12 protein-coding genes and 1 riboswitch are annotated in these 16,849 nt (G+C 51.0%); of the genes, 10 read left to right on the top strand and 2 right to left on the bottom strand.

What is annotated here, in order from left to right; translation table 11 throughout:
• Window positions 1-14 precede the first annotated feature (14 nt).
• The 6 genes from ABEA66_RS10815 to ABEA66_RS10790 all read left to right on the top strand — a co-directional run bounded on the left by ABEA66_RS10815 (window position 15) and on the right by ABEA66_RS10790 (window position 10,453).
• Window positions 15-692 carry a response regulator transcription factor gene (locus ABEA66_RS10815; protein WP_079914877.1) on the top strand — a complete coding sequence of 226 codons (678 nt, stop codon included), beginning with the start codon at window positions 15-17 and terminating at the stop codon, window positions 690-692.
• Window positions 689-2,059: a HAMP domain-containing sensor histidine kinase gene (locus ABEA66_RS10810; RefSeq protein ID WP_079914878.1), complete on the top strand. Its 1,371-nt coding sequence runs from the start codon at window positions 689-691 to the stop codon at window positions 2,057-2,059. The genes ABEA66_RS10815 and ABEA66_RS10810 overlap by 4 nt, the downstream gene beginning before the upstream one ends.
• 305 nt (window positions 2,060-2,364) lie before the next feature.
• Window positions 2,365-5,478 carry an efflux RND transporter permease subunit gene (locus ABEA66_RS10805; RefSeq protein WP_345587559.1) on the top strand — a complete coding sequence of 1,038 codons (3,114 nt, stop codon included), beginning with the start codon at window positions 2,365-2,367 and terminating at the stop codon, window positions 5,476-5,478.
• Between the two features lie 76 nt (window positions 5,479-5,554).
• Window positions 5,555-6,880 (top strand): efflux RND transporter periplasmic adaptor subunit, encoded by a 1,326-nt coding sequence (locus ABEA66_RS10800; protein WP_345587558.1) that lies wholly within the window; start codon window positions 5,555-5,557, stop codon window positions 6,878-6,880.
• A gap of 23 nt (window positions 6,881-6,903) precedes the next feature.
• Window positions 6,904-8,643: a hypothetical protein gene (locus ABEA66_RS10795; RefSeq protein ID WP_345587557.1), complete on the top strand. Its 1,740-nt coding sequence runs from the start codon at window positions 6,904-6,906 to the stop codon at window positions 8,641-8,643.
• Between the two features lie 151 nt (window positions 8,644-8,794).
• Window positions 8,795-8,932, top strand: a riboswitch (cyclic di-AMP (ydaO/yuaA leader).
• Between the two features lie 348 nt (window positions 8,933-9,280).
• Entirely contained in the window at window positions 9,281-10,453 is a 1,173-nt protein-coding gene (locus ABEA66_RS10790; protein ID WP_079914882.1) for a KamA family radical SAM protein, read from the top strand.
• A 130-nt stretch (window positions 10,454-10,583) separates the two neighbouring features.
• On the opposite strand, the gene ABEA66_RS10785 is transcribed toward ABEA66_RS10790, so the two are convergent.
• Both ABEA66_RS10785 and ABEA66_RS10780 read right to left on the bottom strand, forming a co-directional pair.
• Complete coding sequence (locus ABEA66_RS10785; RefSeq protein ID WP_345587556.1) at window positions 10,584-11,327, bottom strand: SDR family oxidoreductase; 744 nt, start codon at window positions 11,325-11,327, stop codon at window positions 10,584-10,586.
• A gap of 274 nt (window positions 11,328-11,601) precedes the next feature.
• Entirely contained in the window at window positions 11,602-11,979 is a 378-nt protein-coding gene (locus ABEA66_RS10780) for a MerR family transcriptional regulator (RefSeq protein ID WP_345587555.1), read from the bottom strand.
• Window positions 11,980-12,467: 488 nt separating this feature from the next.
• On the opposite strand from ABEA66_RS10780, the gene ABEA66_RS10775 reads away from it, so the two are divergent.
• The 4 genes from ABEA66_RS10775 (at window position 12,468) to ABEA66_RS10760 (ending at window position 16,829) form a co-directional block, all read left to right on the top strand.
• Window positions 12,468-13,178, top strand: a complete 711-nt coding sequence (locus ABEA66_RS10775) for an AAA family ATPase (protein WP_345587554.1) — start codon at window positions 12,468-12,470, stop codon at window positions 13,176-13,178.
• 364 nt (window positions 13,179-13,542) lie between these two features.
• A complete protein-coding gene (locus ABEA66_RS10770; RefSeq protein WP_345587553.1) occupies window positions 13,543-15,003 on the top strand; it encodes a sulfatase family protein in 1,461 nt (486 codons plus the stop codon).
• Between the two features lie 261 nt (window positions 15,004-15,264).
• On the top strand, window positions 15,265-16,026 hold the full coding sequence (locus tag ABEA66_RS10765; protein ID WP_079914887.1) for an ABC transporter permease: 762 nt from the start codon (window positions 15,265-15,267) through the stop codon (window positions 16,024-16,026).
• Entirely contained in the window at window positions 16,002-16,829 is an 828-nt protein-coding gene (locus tag ABEA66_RS10760) for an ABC transporter ATP-binding protein (protein WP_345587552.1), read from the top strand. The genes ABEA66_RS10765 and ABEA66_RS10760 overlap by 25 nt, the downstream gene beginning before the upstream one ends.
• Window positions 16,830-16,849: the final 20 nt, after the last annotated feature.

The raw sequence follows: 16,849 nt of genomic DNA, 5'->3' as shown, positions 1-16,849 counted from the left end.
AAGAGGGAACGATGATGACTAAAGTGTTAATTGTGGATGATGATCCTTTTATTAGACAGCTGATCAAAGTGGCTCTGCGCAACGAAGAGATGCAGCTGCTGGACAGCGGCAATGGCCTGGAGGCGCTTGAGCTGCTGGAGAGGACAAGAGTCGATCTGGTCATTCTTGATATTATGATGCCCTTGATGGACGGATGGGAGCTGTGCAGGGAAATACGAAGCCGGTATCCCGATCTGCCGCTGCTGATGGTCACGGCCAAGAGCGAGCCCGCCCATAAGGTGAAGGGCTTCCAGCTCGGTACCGACGATTATGTGGTCAAACCGTTTGATCCGATGGAGCTCGCCATGCGGGTCAAAGCGCTGATGAAGCGGTACCGGATAAACACCTCCCAAGTCATGGTGATCGGAGAGACGGAATTGAACCGCAAAAATCTCGAGGTGAACCGGCACGGCAAAAGGCAGACCCTGCCCCTGAAGGAGTTCGAGCTGCTGTTCACGCTGGCGGGTCAGCCGAACCGGGTGTTTACAAGGCAGCAGCTGCTGGATCAAATCTGGGGGATGGATTATGAAGGGGAAGAACGTACGGTGGACGTTCACATCAGGAGACTTAGGGAACGGTTTGCCGATGAGGCTTCCGACTTTTCGATTGTGACGGTGCGCGGATTAGGTTACAAACTGGAGCTTACCATATGATCCGGTCCCTTTATGTTCGAGTCGCACTGACCTTCATTGTGTCGGTCATCCTGGGATTATGCATCGCTTTTTACGCATCGAATTACTGGTTTAGAGACCTGTTCGAATCGGAAATGCAGAAGGATTTATACAATGCGTCGGAGGATATGGTCGCTATTTTCCAGGAAATGAGGGGCACGGATATGGAGGCTTATTTACATAACCTTCACTGGGCCAAGAGGTACTTCGTCACGCTATATGATTCGAAGCTGAATAAGAGCGAGTTCGGTACCCGACAGGACCGGGTAAGCCTGCCGGAATCAGTGGTGCAGCAAGTATTGAACGGTCAGGCTGCCAGACAATCCGGGGAGCCCTCCGAGCAGTACGTAGGCTATCCGTTTAAAATCAACGGCAATAGCTATGCGATCTTCGTTCGTCCGGTCGTGCGAAATACGGAGGACAATTTCAGATTCATTCTGATTACCGTGCTCGCCGTTACTTTAATTATAGGAAGCGTATGTGTGCTTATTGCAGCGCGTTATTTGGTAAAACCCCTGAAATTGCTGACACAGGCTACTCAGCGTATATCGAAAGGGGATTTCGACATTACCTTCAGCTGGCTGGACCGCAAGGACGAGGTCGGCGACTTGGCCCGAAGCTTCAGCCATATGGCTGGAGAGCTGAAGCAGCTTGAGCTGATGCGGCAGGATTTTGTCTCCAGCGTGTCCCACGAGATTCAGTCGCCGTTAACGTCGATCGCCGGGTTCTCCAAGCTCATTCGCTATACCGAGCTGCCCGAAGAGGAGCGCAATCAATATTTGGAGATCATTATGAAGGAATCGGAACGGCTGTCCCGGTTAAGCGACAATCTGCTCAGCCTGGCGTCCTTGGAATCGGAGCATCATCCGTTTCACCCCATAGCTTATCGTCTTGACGAGCAAATTCGCCGGATCATCGTATCACAGGAGCCGATTTGGAGCGCCAAGCAGCTGCAGATGGAGCTGGCTCTTCCCCCCGTCATGCTGATTGCGGACGAGGACCAGCTCAGTCAGGTATGGATCAACCTGCTCAGCAATGCGATCAAATTTACACCGCAAGGCGGCAAAATCAAGGTGAAGCTGGAGCTGCTGGTCGATCGGGTGCAGGTGACGGTGCACGATTCGGGAATCGGCATATCGCAGGGAGAAATCCATCATATTTTCGACCGGTTCTATAAGGCCGATCGGGCCAGGCAGAGGGAAGTAGGCGGCAACGGACTGGGCTTATCGATCGTCAGGAAGATCGTTGAGCTGCATCAAGGTGCAATTACTGTAGACAGCAAGCCGGGCAAAGGTTCTGTATTTAAAGTAATGCTGCCCGGCGTGATGAAGAAGAAGGCCTTCTCCTAGGTTATTACCGCCTATTCCAATAGAGGTTATTCGAGGCTTTGACGGGTAAAAAAGTACAGGTCGTCCCAACGGACGGCCTTTTATTTTTTCCAAAAAAGGGCAGTACGTGCTTTTTTTAACATTATAGGGTTTATAAATTTCGGGGCTCCCCGCAAAGTACCTGAATGGGCTTCGAAGCCAAGGCCCCACTTTGTGGGGATATTTTGAGTTAATTCATATTGAGTTCATATTGCCATATTATGCTAGAATTCGTACGCAAAAAAATAGAAATAAGAAACCAGGAAAGGACCGAGGGGAGTGCTGAAATGAACCGATTAACCCAGTTTTCCATGAAAAATGTATCGGCCTTGTTCATCATCATGATTCTCTTGTTCGGAAGCGGCGTTTTTGCGACAAGCAAGCTCAAGGTAGAGAACATGCCGAATGTATCGTTCCCTATCGTCATGGTAAGCGCAACCTACACGGGTTCGCCGAAGGACGTTATGGAGCAGGTGACCGAGCCTCTGGAGAAAAAGCTGGCCAATATCGAGGATCTGGATTCGATGAGATCGACCTCGAGCGAGAATAACGCCAGAATTTTGCTCCAGTTCAAGCAGAACGTGGACACCGATAAAAAGAAACAGGATATCGAGAGTCTGCTGCAGGAGGTCATGCTTCCGGATTCAGCAGGCACGCCGAAGGCGTCAACCTTTGGTGCGGCATCGATGCCTTCCATTTATTTGGTAGCCAATGCGGAGAATGGAATGAGTCAGACCGAGCTGGATAAGCTCTATGAAGATACGATCAAGCCGGATTTGGAATCGATCAAAGGCATCGACCACCTGGATTCCATCGGGGTTCGGGATACCAGTCTGGATATCGAATTGGATGCCGATGCCATGAACGCCTACAGCCTGACTCCGAACCAAGTCACCTCGGCCATACGGGCAGCTGTGACCAAAAGTCCGATCGGTACCGTGGAAGTAAGCGGCAACGATAAAAGCGCCCGGGTTACAGGCGATATTAAGAGTGTGTACGATATCGAGCAAATTGAAATTACAGGCGGCAAGGGTAACATCATTACGCTGGACCGGGTCGCCAAGGTGAAATCGATCACCGAGTCGGATTTTGTCGGGCGCTTCAACGGCAAACCGGCCATTTCCATGATTTTGTACAAAACAGGAAATGCCAACGCGGTTGATTTCTCCGATTCCGTTGAGAAGCTGAAGGAACAATGGAAGACAACCATACCTAACGCGGTTTTCAAAACAACCTATGATAGCGCAGATGAAATCAGAGAATCGATCAACGGCATGCTTCGTGAAGGCGTGGTCGGAGCGCTGCTTGCTTCGTTCATGATTTTGCTGTTCCTGCGCAATGTGCGGATGACGCTAATCGTGCTTGTGTCGATTCCGCTGTCCATTCTTATCACGCTTCTGCTGATGTGGCAGCTTGGTTTAACACTCAATACGATGACGCTCGGCGGGATGTTCATAGCCGTCGGACGGGTTGTGGACGACTCGATCGTTGTTATCGAGAACATATACACCTCCCTGGAAAAAGCGCAGAAACGAAATGAATCCGTGATAATGCTTGCGACCAAGCAGGTATCGATGGCCATCACATCGTCGACGCTGGCTACAGTCGGTGTCTTCGCTCCGATCGGGATGGTCAGTGGGGTGGTGGGCGGATTTTTCCGTCCGTTTGCGATCACGCTTGCCTGTGCTCTGCTGTCCTCCTTGCTGGTAGCCCTAACCGTCATCCCGATGCTGGCCAAGCTGCTGGTATTGAGAAGTAAGATCGGTAAGGGTCATTCCCATGAGGAAGCACCGCAAGGCAAGTTTATGCAAACCTATGAGAACATTTTGCATTGGTCCTTGAAGCACCGGATCAAATCGCTGTTAATGGCTGCGGTGCTATTCATCGTCACCCTGGCTGCAACGATTCCGGCTCTTGGGGTCTCCTTCCTTCCGGACGGCAAGCCTTCCCGGACGATGTATTTCGTGTTGAAGCTGCCTAATGAAACGGCGTTCGAGGCTACGAATGCGAAGACACAGGAGCTTGAGCAGCTGCTGATGGATGAGAAGGACAGCCAGGGGAATCCGTTGTTCACCTACGTAGAAGGCTTGGCCGGATATAACGGCAGCGGCACCGACCGGGTGACGTATGCTTCCCAAATCTACGTCGAGGTGAACGAGCATGTGGATCCCGACAAAGTGATGCAGCAGGTAAAGCAGTTCCTTCTCTCTGAGCTTCCAGCAGGCTCGGAAGTGCAGCCACGGGGTGTAGGCGGAGGTAACGGCGTATCCGGAACCGACTTCTCCTATAACCTGAAAGGGGAGGATCAGGACCGGCTGGAGCAGGCGGCAGCTATCGTCAAAGCAAAGCTGCAGGAGTTCGAGGAGCTAAGCGAGATTGAGGATAGCCTGAGCGACGGGAAAACAGAGGTTGAAATTGCCGTCGACCAGAAGAAAGCCCGCGCCTTCGGCCTGACGGCAGCTACGGTCCGTGAAACGGCGAGCAACTGGATACAGAAGCAAAGGCTCGGCGACTTAAAGCTGGACGGAGTGACTTACACGACTACGATCTCCATGGATAAATCCGATAAAAACTCGCTCGAGAAGCTCGGCAATATTCCGTTAACCGGAACGAACGGGTCTGTCGTCTATTTGAAAGAGGTAGCCAAGATCAACCTTGTACCGGGCGCCGTTTCCTTAGGGCGCGACGATCAGAAGCAGCTCGTAAGAGTAACCGCAAAGATTAAGGCGGAAAACAAAAATGCTGTCAGCGCCAAGGTATCTGCAGCATTGCGCTCGGTTGAGCTTCCTGACGGCGTAACCCCGGAAGTCAGAGGGGTTAATGAGGACATTAACGAGAGCTTCACGCAATTATTCATGGCAATGGCCGTTGCCGTCTTTATGGTCTATCTGGTTATGGTCCTTGCCTTCGGGAATGCCGCAGCGCCTTTCGCGATCTTGTTCTCGCTTCCGTTGGCCGCAATCGGCGGTCTGATCGGGCTGGTCATAACCCGACAGGCTCTCAATGTCACCTCCATGATCGGCTTTATGATGCTTATCGGGATCGTCGTGACGAACGCCATCGTATTGATCGACCGCGCCCAGCAGCTGCGCGAGGAAGGCTATACGGTGCGCCATGCCTTGATTGAAGCGGGTAAGGTTCGTTTCCGGCCGATTATCATGACGGCGGGGGCCACGATTATGGCGCTGATCCCGCTGGCAATGGGGCTGTCCGGAGAAGGAGCCCTGATCGGCAAGGGCCTCGGGGTCGTTGTTATCGGCGGTCTGACGACATCGACGATTCTTACGCTGATTGTCGTTCCGATCGTTTATGAGCTTATAGAGGAAGTTAAGGCGTATATTTCGAGGAAAATCCATAGAGGGAACCCTCCGATGAACCATGAGGGGACTCTGGAAGGATAGATCTTCTGAGAAATCCAAAAAGCGTGATTCTTATAGATCAGATAGAGATTTGCAAAAGCATGGAGGAGGCAAAGCAATGAAAAGGATCAGTGCGGGCAGTAGAAAATCAAAGATTCGCCCTATACGCGTGCTGGCTGTAATGACATTGGCTGCAGTTGTGGCGGCAATGGCCGCCGGCTGTTCGGCTCCCGGGGGACCTAAGGGAATGGCGGAAGCGCAGCTTAAGGTCAGAGCGGTGAAGACCGAGGCGATCACGAAGCAGCGGATAGCCAGCCCGACCGAGCAGGTTGCGGATATTTCCGCCGCAACGGCTATTGATATCGTGAGCAAAGCCAGCGGCGAAGTGATCGAGGTGCTGAAAAAACGCGGCGATTACGTGGAGAAGGGCGATGTGCTGTTCCGAATCGACAGCAGGGATGCGGAATCCGTCAAGCGGAAAAACGAGCTCGCGGTAAGGAGCTCCCAGGAATCTCTGCAAAAGGCCAAGGACGATCAGGTCAATAATCGGAAGGATTTGGCGGATGCGGTGCAAAAAGCGGAGGTCGCTTTGAAAAATGCCGAGCAGGATTATAACAAGATGCGTAATGATTACGATTCCGGCAATGCGACGGACCATCAGCTGGAGCAAGCGCAGCAGCAGGTAGATAATGCGCGAATGGCCCTGAATTCGGCCAAGAATAAGCTTGCCGCCAACGATAATAACAATACGATTGCTTCTGTTGAAACGCAGGCCGAAACCAATCAGCTGGCTCTGGAGGATTCGATCCGCTCGCTGGACAATTACAATGTCAAGGCTCCGGTCAGCGGCATTTTGACGGATTTCACGCCGGAAACGGGCCAAACCGTCAACTCGGCCTCCAAGCTGGGACAGGTGCTCCAAATCGATCCGGTTAAGATTAAGACCGAGTTGAGCGAGACGAATATGCAGCTTGTCAAAAATAAACAAGAGCTTGTGTTCTACAGTCCGAACGACCCTGATCATAAAGGGAAGGCCAAGATCAGTTACTTGGCTCCGGTGATGAGCGCCCAGACAAAAACGTACACGCTGGAGCTTGAGGTACCGAATCCGGACCATCGCATCACCCCGGGAACGCGCGTCATGGTTCAATTGACGACAGAGGATGAAGAGAAGGTCGTTGTTGTGCCGACGCTGAGCATTATCCGCGAAGAGGGCGGAACCTATGTGTTCGTCCTTCAAGGAGATACGTACCAGAAGCGCCAAATAAAGCTCGGCAGAATCAACGGCTCGTATCAGGAAGTGCTGGAAGGCGTGAAGGAAGGCGAAAAGCTCGTCACGACCGGACAGCATCAGCTTAAGGACGGGCAAAAAGTCGAAGCTGCAACCCAGGCAACGCCTGCCCCTTCAGGAGCGGCTCCTCAAGAGCAGCAGAAGGCGAAATAATCAGAAAGCGAGGGTCATGACATATGAGCAAACGATGGAAAAAGACGCTGGCGTCTGTCGTGCTGGGAACAGCACTCCTCATGCAGGGAGGCATCCAGCTTCCTGCGGCTTCTGCCGCATCTGCCGAGGAGGCGGTAAGCAACCATTTGACGGAGGCGATCCAGGCTGCTGTAAAAAGCGTCTCCGTAGAGTCTACGCCGGACGGCAGCCGTATTGCCGTTACCGTGCGGCTGTATAACGGAGCCTCCGCGAAGCAGCGTATACCGGATTACGAGCTTCGGGTACAGACGCAGGATGGCGTCGAATACACGCTGGATGCCAGCTCGGATAACAAGAAGGCGCTCAAGCCTATGGAGATTGGCGAGCTGGTCTACATGAGCACGGTGGACAGCAAGGCTTCAATGAAGCTTGCCGGACTGTCCTTTGTGAAGGTCGATCCTTATGCTTATCCTAAGGCGGAGACCGTCTTACTGAGTCTTCCGCTTGGCTCGGAAGTATGGTACCCGTCAACCGGGAGCGCGCTTCCCGGCAAGGAACTAGCGTGGGGAACAGCCTTCTCTATCCCTGGAATCAACTCCGACCTGACCTATACGCCGGTCGGTTATGAGAGACAGAATACGGAGAAAGGGCCCGTAGCGGTCGTTACGCTTTTGGCTGAGAATCCAGCCGGAGGGCGGGAAACGATTCCTGATTTTCGAATCGATGCGCGTGCAGAGAAGACGTACACCGGCGTAAGGACGGAAAAGGATGCGGTCGGGCTGGAGCCCGGGGAGAAGCAATATATTCATTTTGCGATTCCGCTCGAAAGCAATGTAAATCCGGCCCGGCTGCTCGTGATGACAACCGACCTGTTCCTGCCTGCAAGCTCTCAGGCAAGCGGCTCTCAAGCTTCCGGAACAAGCGGGAAAGCGGGAGTCGCTATCGACATCGGCAGAGTGGCCGTCTCGCTGCCTTACGGGAATCAAGCCGGTTCCGCTGTGTCATCGGCTTATGCTATGGGGACGCCGATCGCGGTAGATCCTCTCTCCAAAATTCTGGATCATACGCAGGTGTCGCTGATGGAGCTTCATATGACCCAGAATCCGGGAGAAGGCTACAAAACGGCGGTCGGTAAGTTTATCCTTACCAGCACAAGCGATAAGCCGATACCGACACCCGCCTTTGATGCGGAGCTTGTGGGCAGCGGCGGTGCAGCCTATTCCGGTGTTCGCCAGACGGAGGTATCCGCTTCAATGAATCCGGGGTTGAGCTATGTCGTAAGCTATGCGTTTAACGTGCCGCAAACCGAAGCGGGAGAGGGGCTTGTCTTGAGGCTGCTCGACAGCCAGACGGCGGCTCCGTACAAAGTCGCTGTCGCTTCCGTACAAACGGCGCTGCAGAAGGAGACGGATTCCGATACGATGCAGCTGTATCCTTTTGACATCAGGCTGGTTAATTCCACGGTAGGCACGAACTACCTGGCTACCAACAGCTCATACTCCTATAAAATGAAGCTGGAGCTGGAGATCAAGCAGGCGGAAAATGTGGTGGTCGATTCCAATTTCTCCAAGCTGCATTTTGAGGTCGTCGACAAGCTGGGCCGTGTGCTGGGAACGGCGGATGGAAGCTTTACCGGAGCGCAGAGGCTGGTCAGCGGCATTCAAAATATTGTAACGAATAATATTCAGAGCGAGCAGTTCGAATTCCCGATATCGGTCAATGTGTATGAGTTATTCGAAACGCCGGGCGGCCAGGCCAAGCGGTTTTTGAAGACGTTGAACTAAACGGTACATTAGAGGTAGTCCCGATCGCCGGGGCTGCCTCTTTTCATTAGGGCAATGTACCCTGTGGGGTATTGTACTGAGAGAGCAATGAAGCCGTTGGGATCCCAAAATTCTCCTGATACAATTTGACTCAACCTTGACCGTAGTGTATGATAAGAATACGCTTAATTTCCGGTTTATTCATCGGAAAGCGGGGGAACCACTTTTTGGGGCGAATCATGATTTGCATGTAGGGAACCATCTTTCCCGAGCCCGGCAGCTAACCTCGTCAGCAGTGGATGGGTCAAATTGAATTTTTATGCATGCTGTATTGCATTCATTGACCCGTGGTTTCGGGTCTTTTTATTTTGGCTGAATGGACCCGAATTGAGCGATAGTCGGCGTTGTACCGGACTGCATGCAAGCAGTCTAAAGTACAAAGGCCCTGTTGCTGCTCGGGTCTTTTTGTTGTTATCTAAACCAATAATTATAAAATTTTACTTATTATGGCAAAAAAACAATTTTCATATTAAGAGCGAGGGAGGGATGCTGCCAGACATTCAGTTAGTACAGGGAAAAGAGTAAGGAGGAAGCCAAGCCCGCAGGAAAGCAGGTGCACTGCAGCCTAAACAATCTGTCAATTCAAGGAGGATCCCCCATGCCGCAACCGAAATATATTACCGATATTAACAAAATCACGGAAATCCCGGAGCAGGATAGAAAGAAACTGCAGCAAATAACGGATAAGTTCGTGTTTCGCGTGAACGATTATTACCTGAAGCTGATAGACTGGAGCGACCCGAGCGATCCTATCAAAAAGCTGGTCATTCCGAATGAAGGGGAATTGTCCGAATACGGCCGTTGGGATGCATCCGACGAGGATACGAACTATGTGGTCCCCGGGTGCCAGCATAAGTATAAGACGACGGCGCTGCTCATCGTATCGGAGGTGTGCGGTGCCTATTGCCGGTACTGCTTCCGCAAACGGTTGTTTCGCAACGATGTCAAGGAAGCGCTGTCCGACGTCAATCCGGGCCTGGACTATATCGCCGCCCACCCCGAAATCAACAATGTGCTGCTAACGGGCGGCGACAGCTTGATTCTTGCTACGCCTAAGCTTGCCTCTATCCTGGAACGGCTAAGAGCCATCGAGCATGTGCAAATTATACGGCTGGGCTCCAAAATCCCCGTGTTTAATCCGATGCGAATTTATGAGGATGAGGCGTTGCTTGATACCATTCGCCAATATTCCACAGCCGACAAGCGCATTTATGTTATGGCTCATATTAACCATCCTCGCGAGATCACACCTGAAGCCAAGCGGGGCTTCGAGGCGCTGCATCAGGCGGGCGCTATCGTCGTCAATCAAACGCCGATTCTTAAAGGAATCAATGATAACCCGGCCGTCTTGGCCGAGCTGCTTGACAAGCTCTCGTGGGCAGGCGTGACTCCTTATTATTTCTTTATTAATCGTCCCGTTGCCGGGAATCGCGATTTTGTCCTCTCGCTGCAGGAGGTGTACCGGATTGTCGAGCAGGCTAAAGCAAGAACCTCCGGCTTGGGAAAAAGAATCCGGTTATCCATGAGCCACACGTCCGGAAAAATCGAGATTTTGGCGATAGAGAACGGCAAGGCTTATTTAAAATATCATCAGTCCCGCGAGGATCAATACGGCAAATTCATGATAATGGACTGCCCCAAGGATGCAGCCTGGTTCGATGATTTGCCCGGAAACGAGCAGTATTGGAAGCGGCCCAAGAAAAAATCAGAGGCTATTGTCTCTGTAAATGAGCTTCCCGACATGCCGCGGGGGAGAAGCTTGAGCAGTTGATTTATAGGGGGAAACGTAGAAGGAAGGCATCCTGCCATGGATGCCTTTTTTTGTTTCACGTAATTAAAAATTATGTAGTAATGAAATCGCCGCCCAACTTCACCACTAATGGAAGTTGGGCGGCACCGTTTTATAAGCTTTGCGATGTGGGGCGGACAATCAACTCGTTAATTGTCACGTTAGTCGGCTGCTGGATTGCAAACAATATCGTTTTGGCAATGTCGTTAGGGTCAAGTTGGTTCCATTCCTGACTCCCCAATTTCTCGAGCGCGGGATAAATCGAGTTATCCGTAATGGTATCATACAGCTCGGTTTCTACTGCCCCAGGGGAAATGAGGGTCGTCCGAATATTTTGTTTAGCCCCCAGTTCGGTTCGCATGCCTTCCGTTAACACCCGAACGGCATGCTTGGTAGCACTATAAATAGAGCTCGACGGGAAGAGGATGTGCCCTGCAATGGAGGAGAAATTAATAATATGTCCCTCATTGCGTTCTTCCATATGTTTGTACACTGCTGCCATCCCATAGAGGACACCTTTAATGTTCACATCAATCATTCGTTCCCATTCATCGACCTTTAAATTCCTGAAAAACGAGAGCGGCATGATCCCGGCATTATTAATCAAGATGTCGATTTGTCCATAGGTTTGAATGGTTTCATCCGCCAATGCTTCAACGTCGGCACGCGAAGTGACGTCAGTCACCTTGTAACTGGCTTCGCCTCCAGCATTGCGGATTTCATCCTGCAGCTGCTGCAATCGCTCTTCCCGGCGAGCGGCAAGCATGACTTTAATGTCGTGTTGAGCGAGAAGCTTGGCCGTAGCCGCCCCCATTCCGCTGCTTGCGCCTGTGATGATTGCTACTTTTGTATTCATGTGTACTTCCCCTTTGTTCATTTATTAGCCATTCGTCGCTGGCTTGATTCTAGGTTATCAATTAGAGTTTACTATAAGTCAAGCCCTGGCTAATAAATCATTTGTGCAGGCGGAAAATCCTATAATTCCGTGGTTATTCACACAAAGTGGAGTGATATGGAAAAGAATAAGACAAAATTATTTATAGTTTACTCTAATGGATACACCCAAAAAAGCGCGCCTACCAACCAGTGAACGCGCTCCACTTAGAGAGAAATATTGCAAAACGATCGATCTAGGGCAGCATCTTGGTTAATCCTTTTTCCTGCAGATCGTATAACGCCAGCTTGTAATTGATTTGCTCCAAATATTTAATCGTTTCCGAGAGGTCCTTCTCCACTTCTTCCTTATGCTTAAGCATCATTTGTTTACGTATCTTAAGCGTGCTCTCGCCTTCTTGGTACAAATCCACATATCGCTTGATTTCGGCAAGCGGCATGCCCGTCGCCCGCAGAGCCAAAATAAAATTCAACCATTCCATACTCTCTTCGTCATACGATCGATTGCCACTCGAATCTCGCTTGACGTGCGGCAGGATACCTTCCCGTTCATAATAACGAAGAGTATAGGGGGAAATTCCGGTTTCCTTCGAAATTTCTTTAATCGTGGACATTTCTTTCTCCTCCTGTCATTAAAGTAAACTCTAACTTTTTCCGTCGTTCATATCCATATTAGTGGCTTGAATAATTGATTATTAAGGGATAACCCTAATGTAATAGCGGGGTTCAATAGCCTCTAGATCTAGAGTTTACTGTAAAGATTAAGACGAATTCAAGACATTGTTTACTGAGAGGAAAGATATTGATTATGCCCGATCAATTTGAAAATGGCCTTTTGTTCTGGACAAAGGACAAGAACTTGAGCCTTTAAATTGGAAGAGGCCTCCAGGAGCGGTTTTCTATTCATATTCTCTGACAGGTCTCAATTTCGGATCTAAACTAGACTTTCTGTGATCGTGAACAAGGAATGGCCACTCGGATATAGGGTATGCCGACTACACATTAGCTCGGATGCTTCTTTCCAAATGAACCTAGATGCGGTATAATATGGAACATACGTTCTTGTTCGATTGAGCATAGATGATGGGAGGAGGATTATCTCTTGTTTCTGAAAAGCGTTGAAATCATGAAAGAGAAGTTCCCGAATGAAGCAGCCTATCCATTTTGTATCCCGGCCTTGCGTGGAGCAAAGTCGATTGCTTTCCAAGGCAACGTCACCTTCTTTGTCGGGGAGAACGGCTCCGGCAAATCCACGATGCTGGAGGCTATCGCTTACCAATGCGGGTTTAATACCGCAGGAGGAGGGAGGAATAATGTTTATGAGGTCGATGCGTCCGACTCCTCCCTGGGCAATTATATCCGGTTATCCTGGATGCCTAAGATAACGAACGGTTTTTTCTTGCGGGCGGAGACGTTCTACCAGTTCGCAAGCCATATTGACCAGATGCCGGAAAGCTTGAAGTATTATGGCGGCCGCTCGCTGCACGCGCAGTCCCATGGAGAGGCATTCCTGTCACTATTCCGGCACCGCTTCGGCAAACGGGCTATCTATCTGCTGGATGAGCCTGAGGCCGCGTTGTCGCCCGCCCGGCAATTGGCGCTCCTGCGGATCATGAAGGATTTGGAGAAGGAGGCGCAATTTATCGTAGCGACACACTCCCCGATTTTACTGGGCTACCCGGATGCTCAAATATTGAATTTTGATCATACTCCGGTAGCGCCGATCCGCTATGAAGAGACGCTGCATTATATCGTCACCCGACGATTTATGGAGAACAGAAAGGCGGTGCTGGGCGAGCTGTTTAGCGAGTAGTGTGCTGTGCTCATTATGAACACGGAAGGGGCTCAATACCTTCCCAATAGCAGGCAGCTTTCATTCAATGGCGGAAAAAGGGGACCTACAGGCTGGAAATTTAATGTTAACATAATCTTACGTTCAGGTTCTTTTAATAATTGTGCTTTACTATAGAAATCGACCCCCCTTAACATAGATCGCTGCCCACAGCATATGGCTGTGGGCAGCGCTGGTTTTATAAGCTAACCGTTCGGACAACCCGGTTAGCTTATTTGTTATGCATAAAAAAGGTTGAAAATAGTTCAACCTTTTGAGAGCGGCTTCCCTCCCCTATAATAACAGTATCTCACGAACGAAACATAGACAGGAGGTAAGCGCATTCATGAGAATCATCTATTTGGATATCGATTCGCTTAGACCGGATCATATGGGCTGTTATGGCTATCATCGGAATACGACCCCTAATATCGATAAAATCGCGTCGGAAGGGGTAAGGTTTAACAGCTGCTACTGTGCCTCTTCTCCTTGCGTTCCTTCACGGGGCAGCTTCATTTCCGGACGCTTCGGGATCCATCATGGGGCTTTAACCCATTGGGGACCGGGAGGGGAGTTCCAATATCCCGAAGGGGACGGGCACAGCAGGGAAATTCCGTTCTTTACCCGGTATTTGCGTGAAGCAGGAATGAAAACGGTTACGTTCTCCTCCTTCGGAGACCGTCACCATGCCTGGTGGTATTTTGCCGGCTGGAACGAAGTGCATACCCATTCGCTTAAGGAAGGCAATGAGAATGCCGATGAAGTCAATGCGTCCGTCATTCCATGGCTGAAGCAGTTCGGGAAGGAAGACAACTACTTCCTGCACATTCAATACTGGGATCCGCATACGTTCTATACCTATCCTATCGAATATATGGAGCAGTGGAAGGATGCCCCGGTTAAAGCTTTTCCTGATGAAGCCACGATAGCTTCCCAGCAGCAGCACAGCTTCCCGCGGTCGGCTCCGTTCCTGCACTGGGGGGACAAATACCCGGCAACCATGCCCGGCCAAATCGCGAACCGCAGCGATTTCAAGCATGCCGTAGACGGCTATGACGGCGGGATCAGCTATATGGATAAGCATGTCGGGCAGCTATTGGATACGCTGCGCGAATTAGGCATCGAAGATGAGGTCTGCTTCATTATAAGTGCCGATCACGGCGAATCGATGGGTGAGCAGGGGATTTACATCGAACATGCAAGCGCTACCGAAGCGGTGCACCATCTGCCGCTGATCATCAAGGCTCCCGGCATGCCGAGCCCTGGCAAGGCGATTGACGGGTTTGTCTACAATGTGGATGTCATCGCAACAATTGCCGATATGGTCGGTCTGAAGGTGCCTTCCGGCTGGGACGGCAAGTCCTTTCTCCCTGCACTCCAGGGAGAGCATTGGCAGGGCCGAGACTACCTGGTGATGGATCATGCGCTGTATGTTTGTCAAAGAGCCGTGCGCGATGATCGCTGGTACTTTATCCGCACCTACCATCCTGGCCTGTATCTTCATTTTGAGGAAGTCACTTTGTACGACATGGTGAATGATCCTAACCAAACCAGGAATGTAGCGGAGCAATATCCCGAGATCGTCAAGGAGATGGATCATCGCTTGTCCCAGTGGCAGCATGAGCAGGCCCGCAAGCCGGGCTATAAGGCCGATCCGCTTCAAAAGGTCATCGAGACCGGCCCATGGAAATACTTGACCGTCGACGATTGGGTACGAAGACTGGACCAGAAGGGCTGGCGCGAGGCGGCTAATGAGCTGCGCGCCACTTACTGCAGGGAAGCCATTCGGCCGGCTTACGACGGCTAGGACTTTTAAATAACACAGCAGAGCTTTCCGTTGAAAGCTTTAAGCTTTTGATTAATGAAACTGGGCTTCGAAGAAAGCTATCTCTTTTGAGAAAACCGTCTTCGCGGGAAATTAGTTATATATCGGCAGGTGGGGTAAGCCCTGTAGGAGCGAGAGCTTTTGTTATTGGAAAATGACCCCGATAAAGCAAATGACAATAAAAATTTTCCGATATGCTTACAGAAGTCGAGCTTTCTACGAAAGCTCTTAGGAGGTCACATCATGAAAAAATTACCGCACTGGATGCTTACCGTCATCTCCATCGTAGTGGGGATAGCCGTCTGGTATCTGCTGTCGGCGATTCCGGCCATAGGCGCCATCATTACCAATCCGACCGTCGTCATCGAGACCTTCGTGTCCGAAGCGGCCAGCGGAAGAATGTGGACGAACGTGGGAGCCAGCCTGTTCCGGGTGCTTGGAGGCTTCTCGCTCGGTCTTATCGTAGCGATACCCGTAGCCTTCCTGATGGGCTGGTATGGTGTCGTTCGCTCGGTCGTGGAGCCATGGATCCAATTTTTCCGTACCATTCCTCCCATCGCCTTGATTCCATTGGTTATCGTGGCCCAGGGCGTCGGCGAGTCCGCCAAAGTCACCGTTATTTTCGTATCGACCTTTCTGGTTATGGTCATTTCGATTTTTCAGGGCGTGCGCAACGTCGATCCGACCTTAATTCGGGCCTCCCGGGTATTGGGAGCGAGAGATAAGGACATTTTCTTTGAGGTCATCGTGCCAGCCTCGTTTCCTTATATATTGGTCGGTGTCCGGCTCGGTCTCGCCGCCGCCTGGACAACGCTGGTAGCTGCCGAGTTAACGGGAGCGAACAAGGGGCTGGGCAACATGATTATGGAGGCGAGCTTGTACTTCCGCATGGAAGTCGTAATTTTAGGCATCATTGTCATTGGCATTATCGGCTTGGCGATGGATAAATTGGTGCTCTTTTTAGAGAGGAGGCTAACCGGATGGCAGGAAGTACGCAACACCTAGAAAAGCAAAGCAATGGAGCAGCGTCGGTGCCTCCCAAAATCGAAATAAGCCAGCTGTCGAAAGTATATAAAGGGAGAACGGGGGATGTCACGGCCCTGCAAAACACCGATTTAACCATTGATCAAAATGAATTCGTTTGTGTAGTAGGCCCGAGCGGCTGCGGCAAAACGACCCTGCTCAATATTATCGCCGGCCTGGAGGATGCTACATCCGGTTCGGTTAAGGTAGACGGCGTGGAAGTCAAGGGACCGGGCAAGGAACGCGGCGTCGTGTTTCAGCAATATGCGTTATTCCCTTGGAAGACGGTTCTGAAAAATGTCGAGTTCGGCTTGAAGCTTCGCGGCCTTAACAAGCAGGAACGGAGAGAAACGGCTGAAAAATATTTGGAAATCGTCGGCTTGAAGGATTTTGCCCACGCTTATCCGAAGGAGCTGTCCGGCGGAATGAAGCAGCGGGTCGCTATTGCCCGGGCATACGCGGTGCAGCCGGAAGTACTGCTGATGGATGAACCGTTCGGCGCTCTGGACGCGCAGACGAGAGCACAGCTGCAGGAGGAGCTGCTCAAAACATGGCAGACGGAGAAAAAGACCTGCTTCTTCATCACTCACGACGTCGAGGAAGCCGTCATTCTCGCTCAGAAGGTCATTATTATGAGCGCGCGTCCGGGCCGAATCAAGGAAATTATCGATGTGGACATTCCTTATCCGAGAGATCAAGCGACAAAGCTCGATGAACGTTTTGTTCAGATCAAGAACGAGATTTGGTCCAAGGTGTATCGCGAATATCTGGAAGTGGCAAAATAACCTTATAAAGGAGAGATTCC

Origin of the sequence: Paenibacillus vulneris, from assembly GCF_039543185.1 — a bacterium.
GTDB classification, from domain to species: domain Bacteria; phylum Bacillota; class Bacilli; order Paenibacillales; family NBRC-103111; genus Paenibacillus_S; species Paenibacillus_S vulneris.
Note: the sequence above shows the minus strand (reverse complement) of the source record. Positions and strands in the feature narration are given on the sequence as shown.

Coding starts and splice junctions, on each gene's coding strand:
- ABEA66_RS10815 (WP_079914877.1), top strand. CDS start 15: ATGACTAAAGTGTTAATTGTGGATGATGATCCTTTTATTAGACAGCTG.
- ABEA66_RS10810 (WP_079914878.1), top strand. CDS start 689: ATGATCCGGTCCCTTTATGTTCGAGTCGCACTGACCTTCATTGTGTCG.
- ABEA66_RS10805 (WP_345587559.1), top strand. CDS start 2,365: ATGAACCGATTAACCCAGTTTTCCATGAAAAATGTATCGGCCTTGTTC.
- ABEA66_RS10800 (WP_345587558.1), top strand. CDS start 5,555: ATGAAAAGGATCAGTGCGGGCAGTAGAAAATCAAAGATTCGCCCTATA.
- ABEA66_RS10795 (WP_345587557.1), top strand. CDS start 6,904: ATGAGCAAACGATGGAAAAAGACGCTGGCGTCTGTCGTGCTGGGAACA.
- ABEA66_RS10790 (WP_079914882.1), top strand. CDS start 9,281: ATGCCGCAACCGAAATATATTACCGATATTAACAAAATCACGGAAATC.
- ABEA66_RS10785 (WP_345587556.1), bottom strand. CDS start 11,327: ATGAATACAAAAGTAGCAATCATCACAGGCGCAAGCAGCGGAATGGGG.
- ABEA66_RS10780 (WP_345587555.1), bottom strand. CDS start 11,979: ATGTCCACGATTAAAGAAATTTCGAAGGAAACCGGAATTTCCCCCTAT.
- ABEA66_RS10770 (WP_345587553.1), top strand. CDS start 13,543: ATGAGAATCATCTATTTGGATATCGATTCGCTTAGACCGGATCATATG.
- ABEA66_RS10765 (WP_079914887.1), top strand. CDS start 15,265: ATGAAAAAATTACCGCACTGGATGCTTACCGTCATCTCCATCGTAGTG.
- ABEA66_RS10760 (WP_345587552.1), top strand. CDS start 16,002: ATGGCAGGAAGTACGCAACACCTAGAAAAGCAAAGCAATGGAGCAGCG.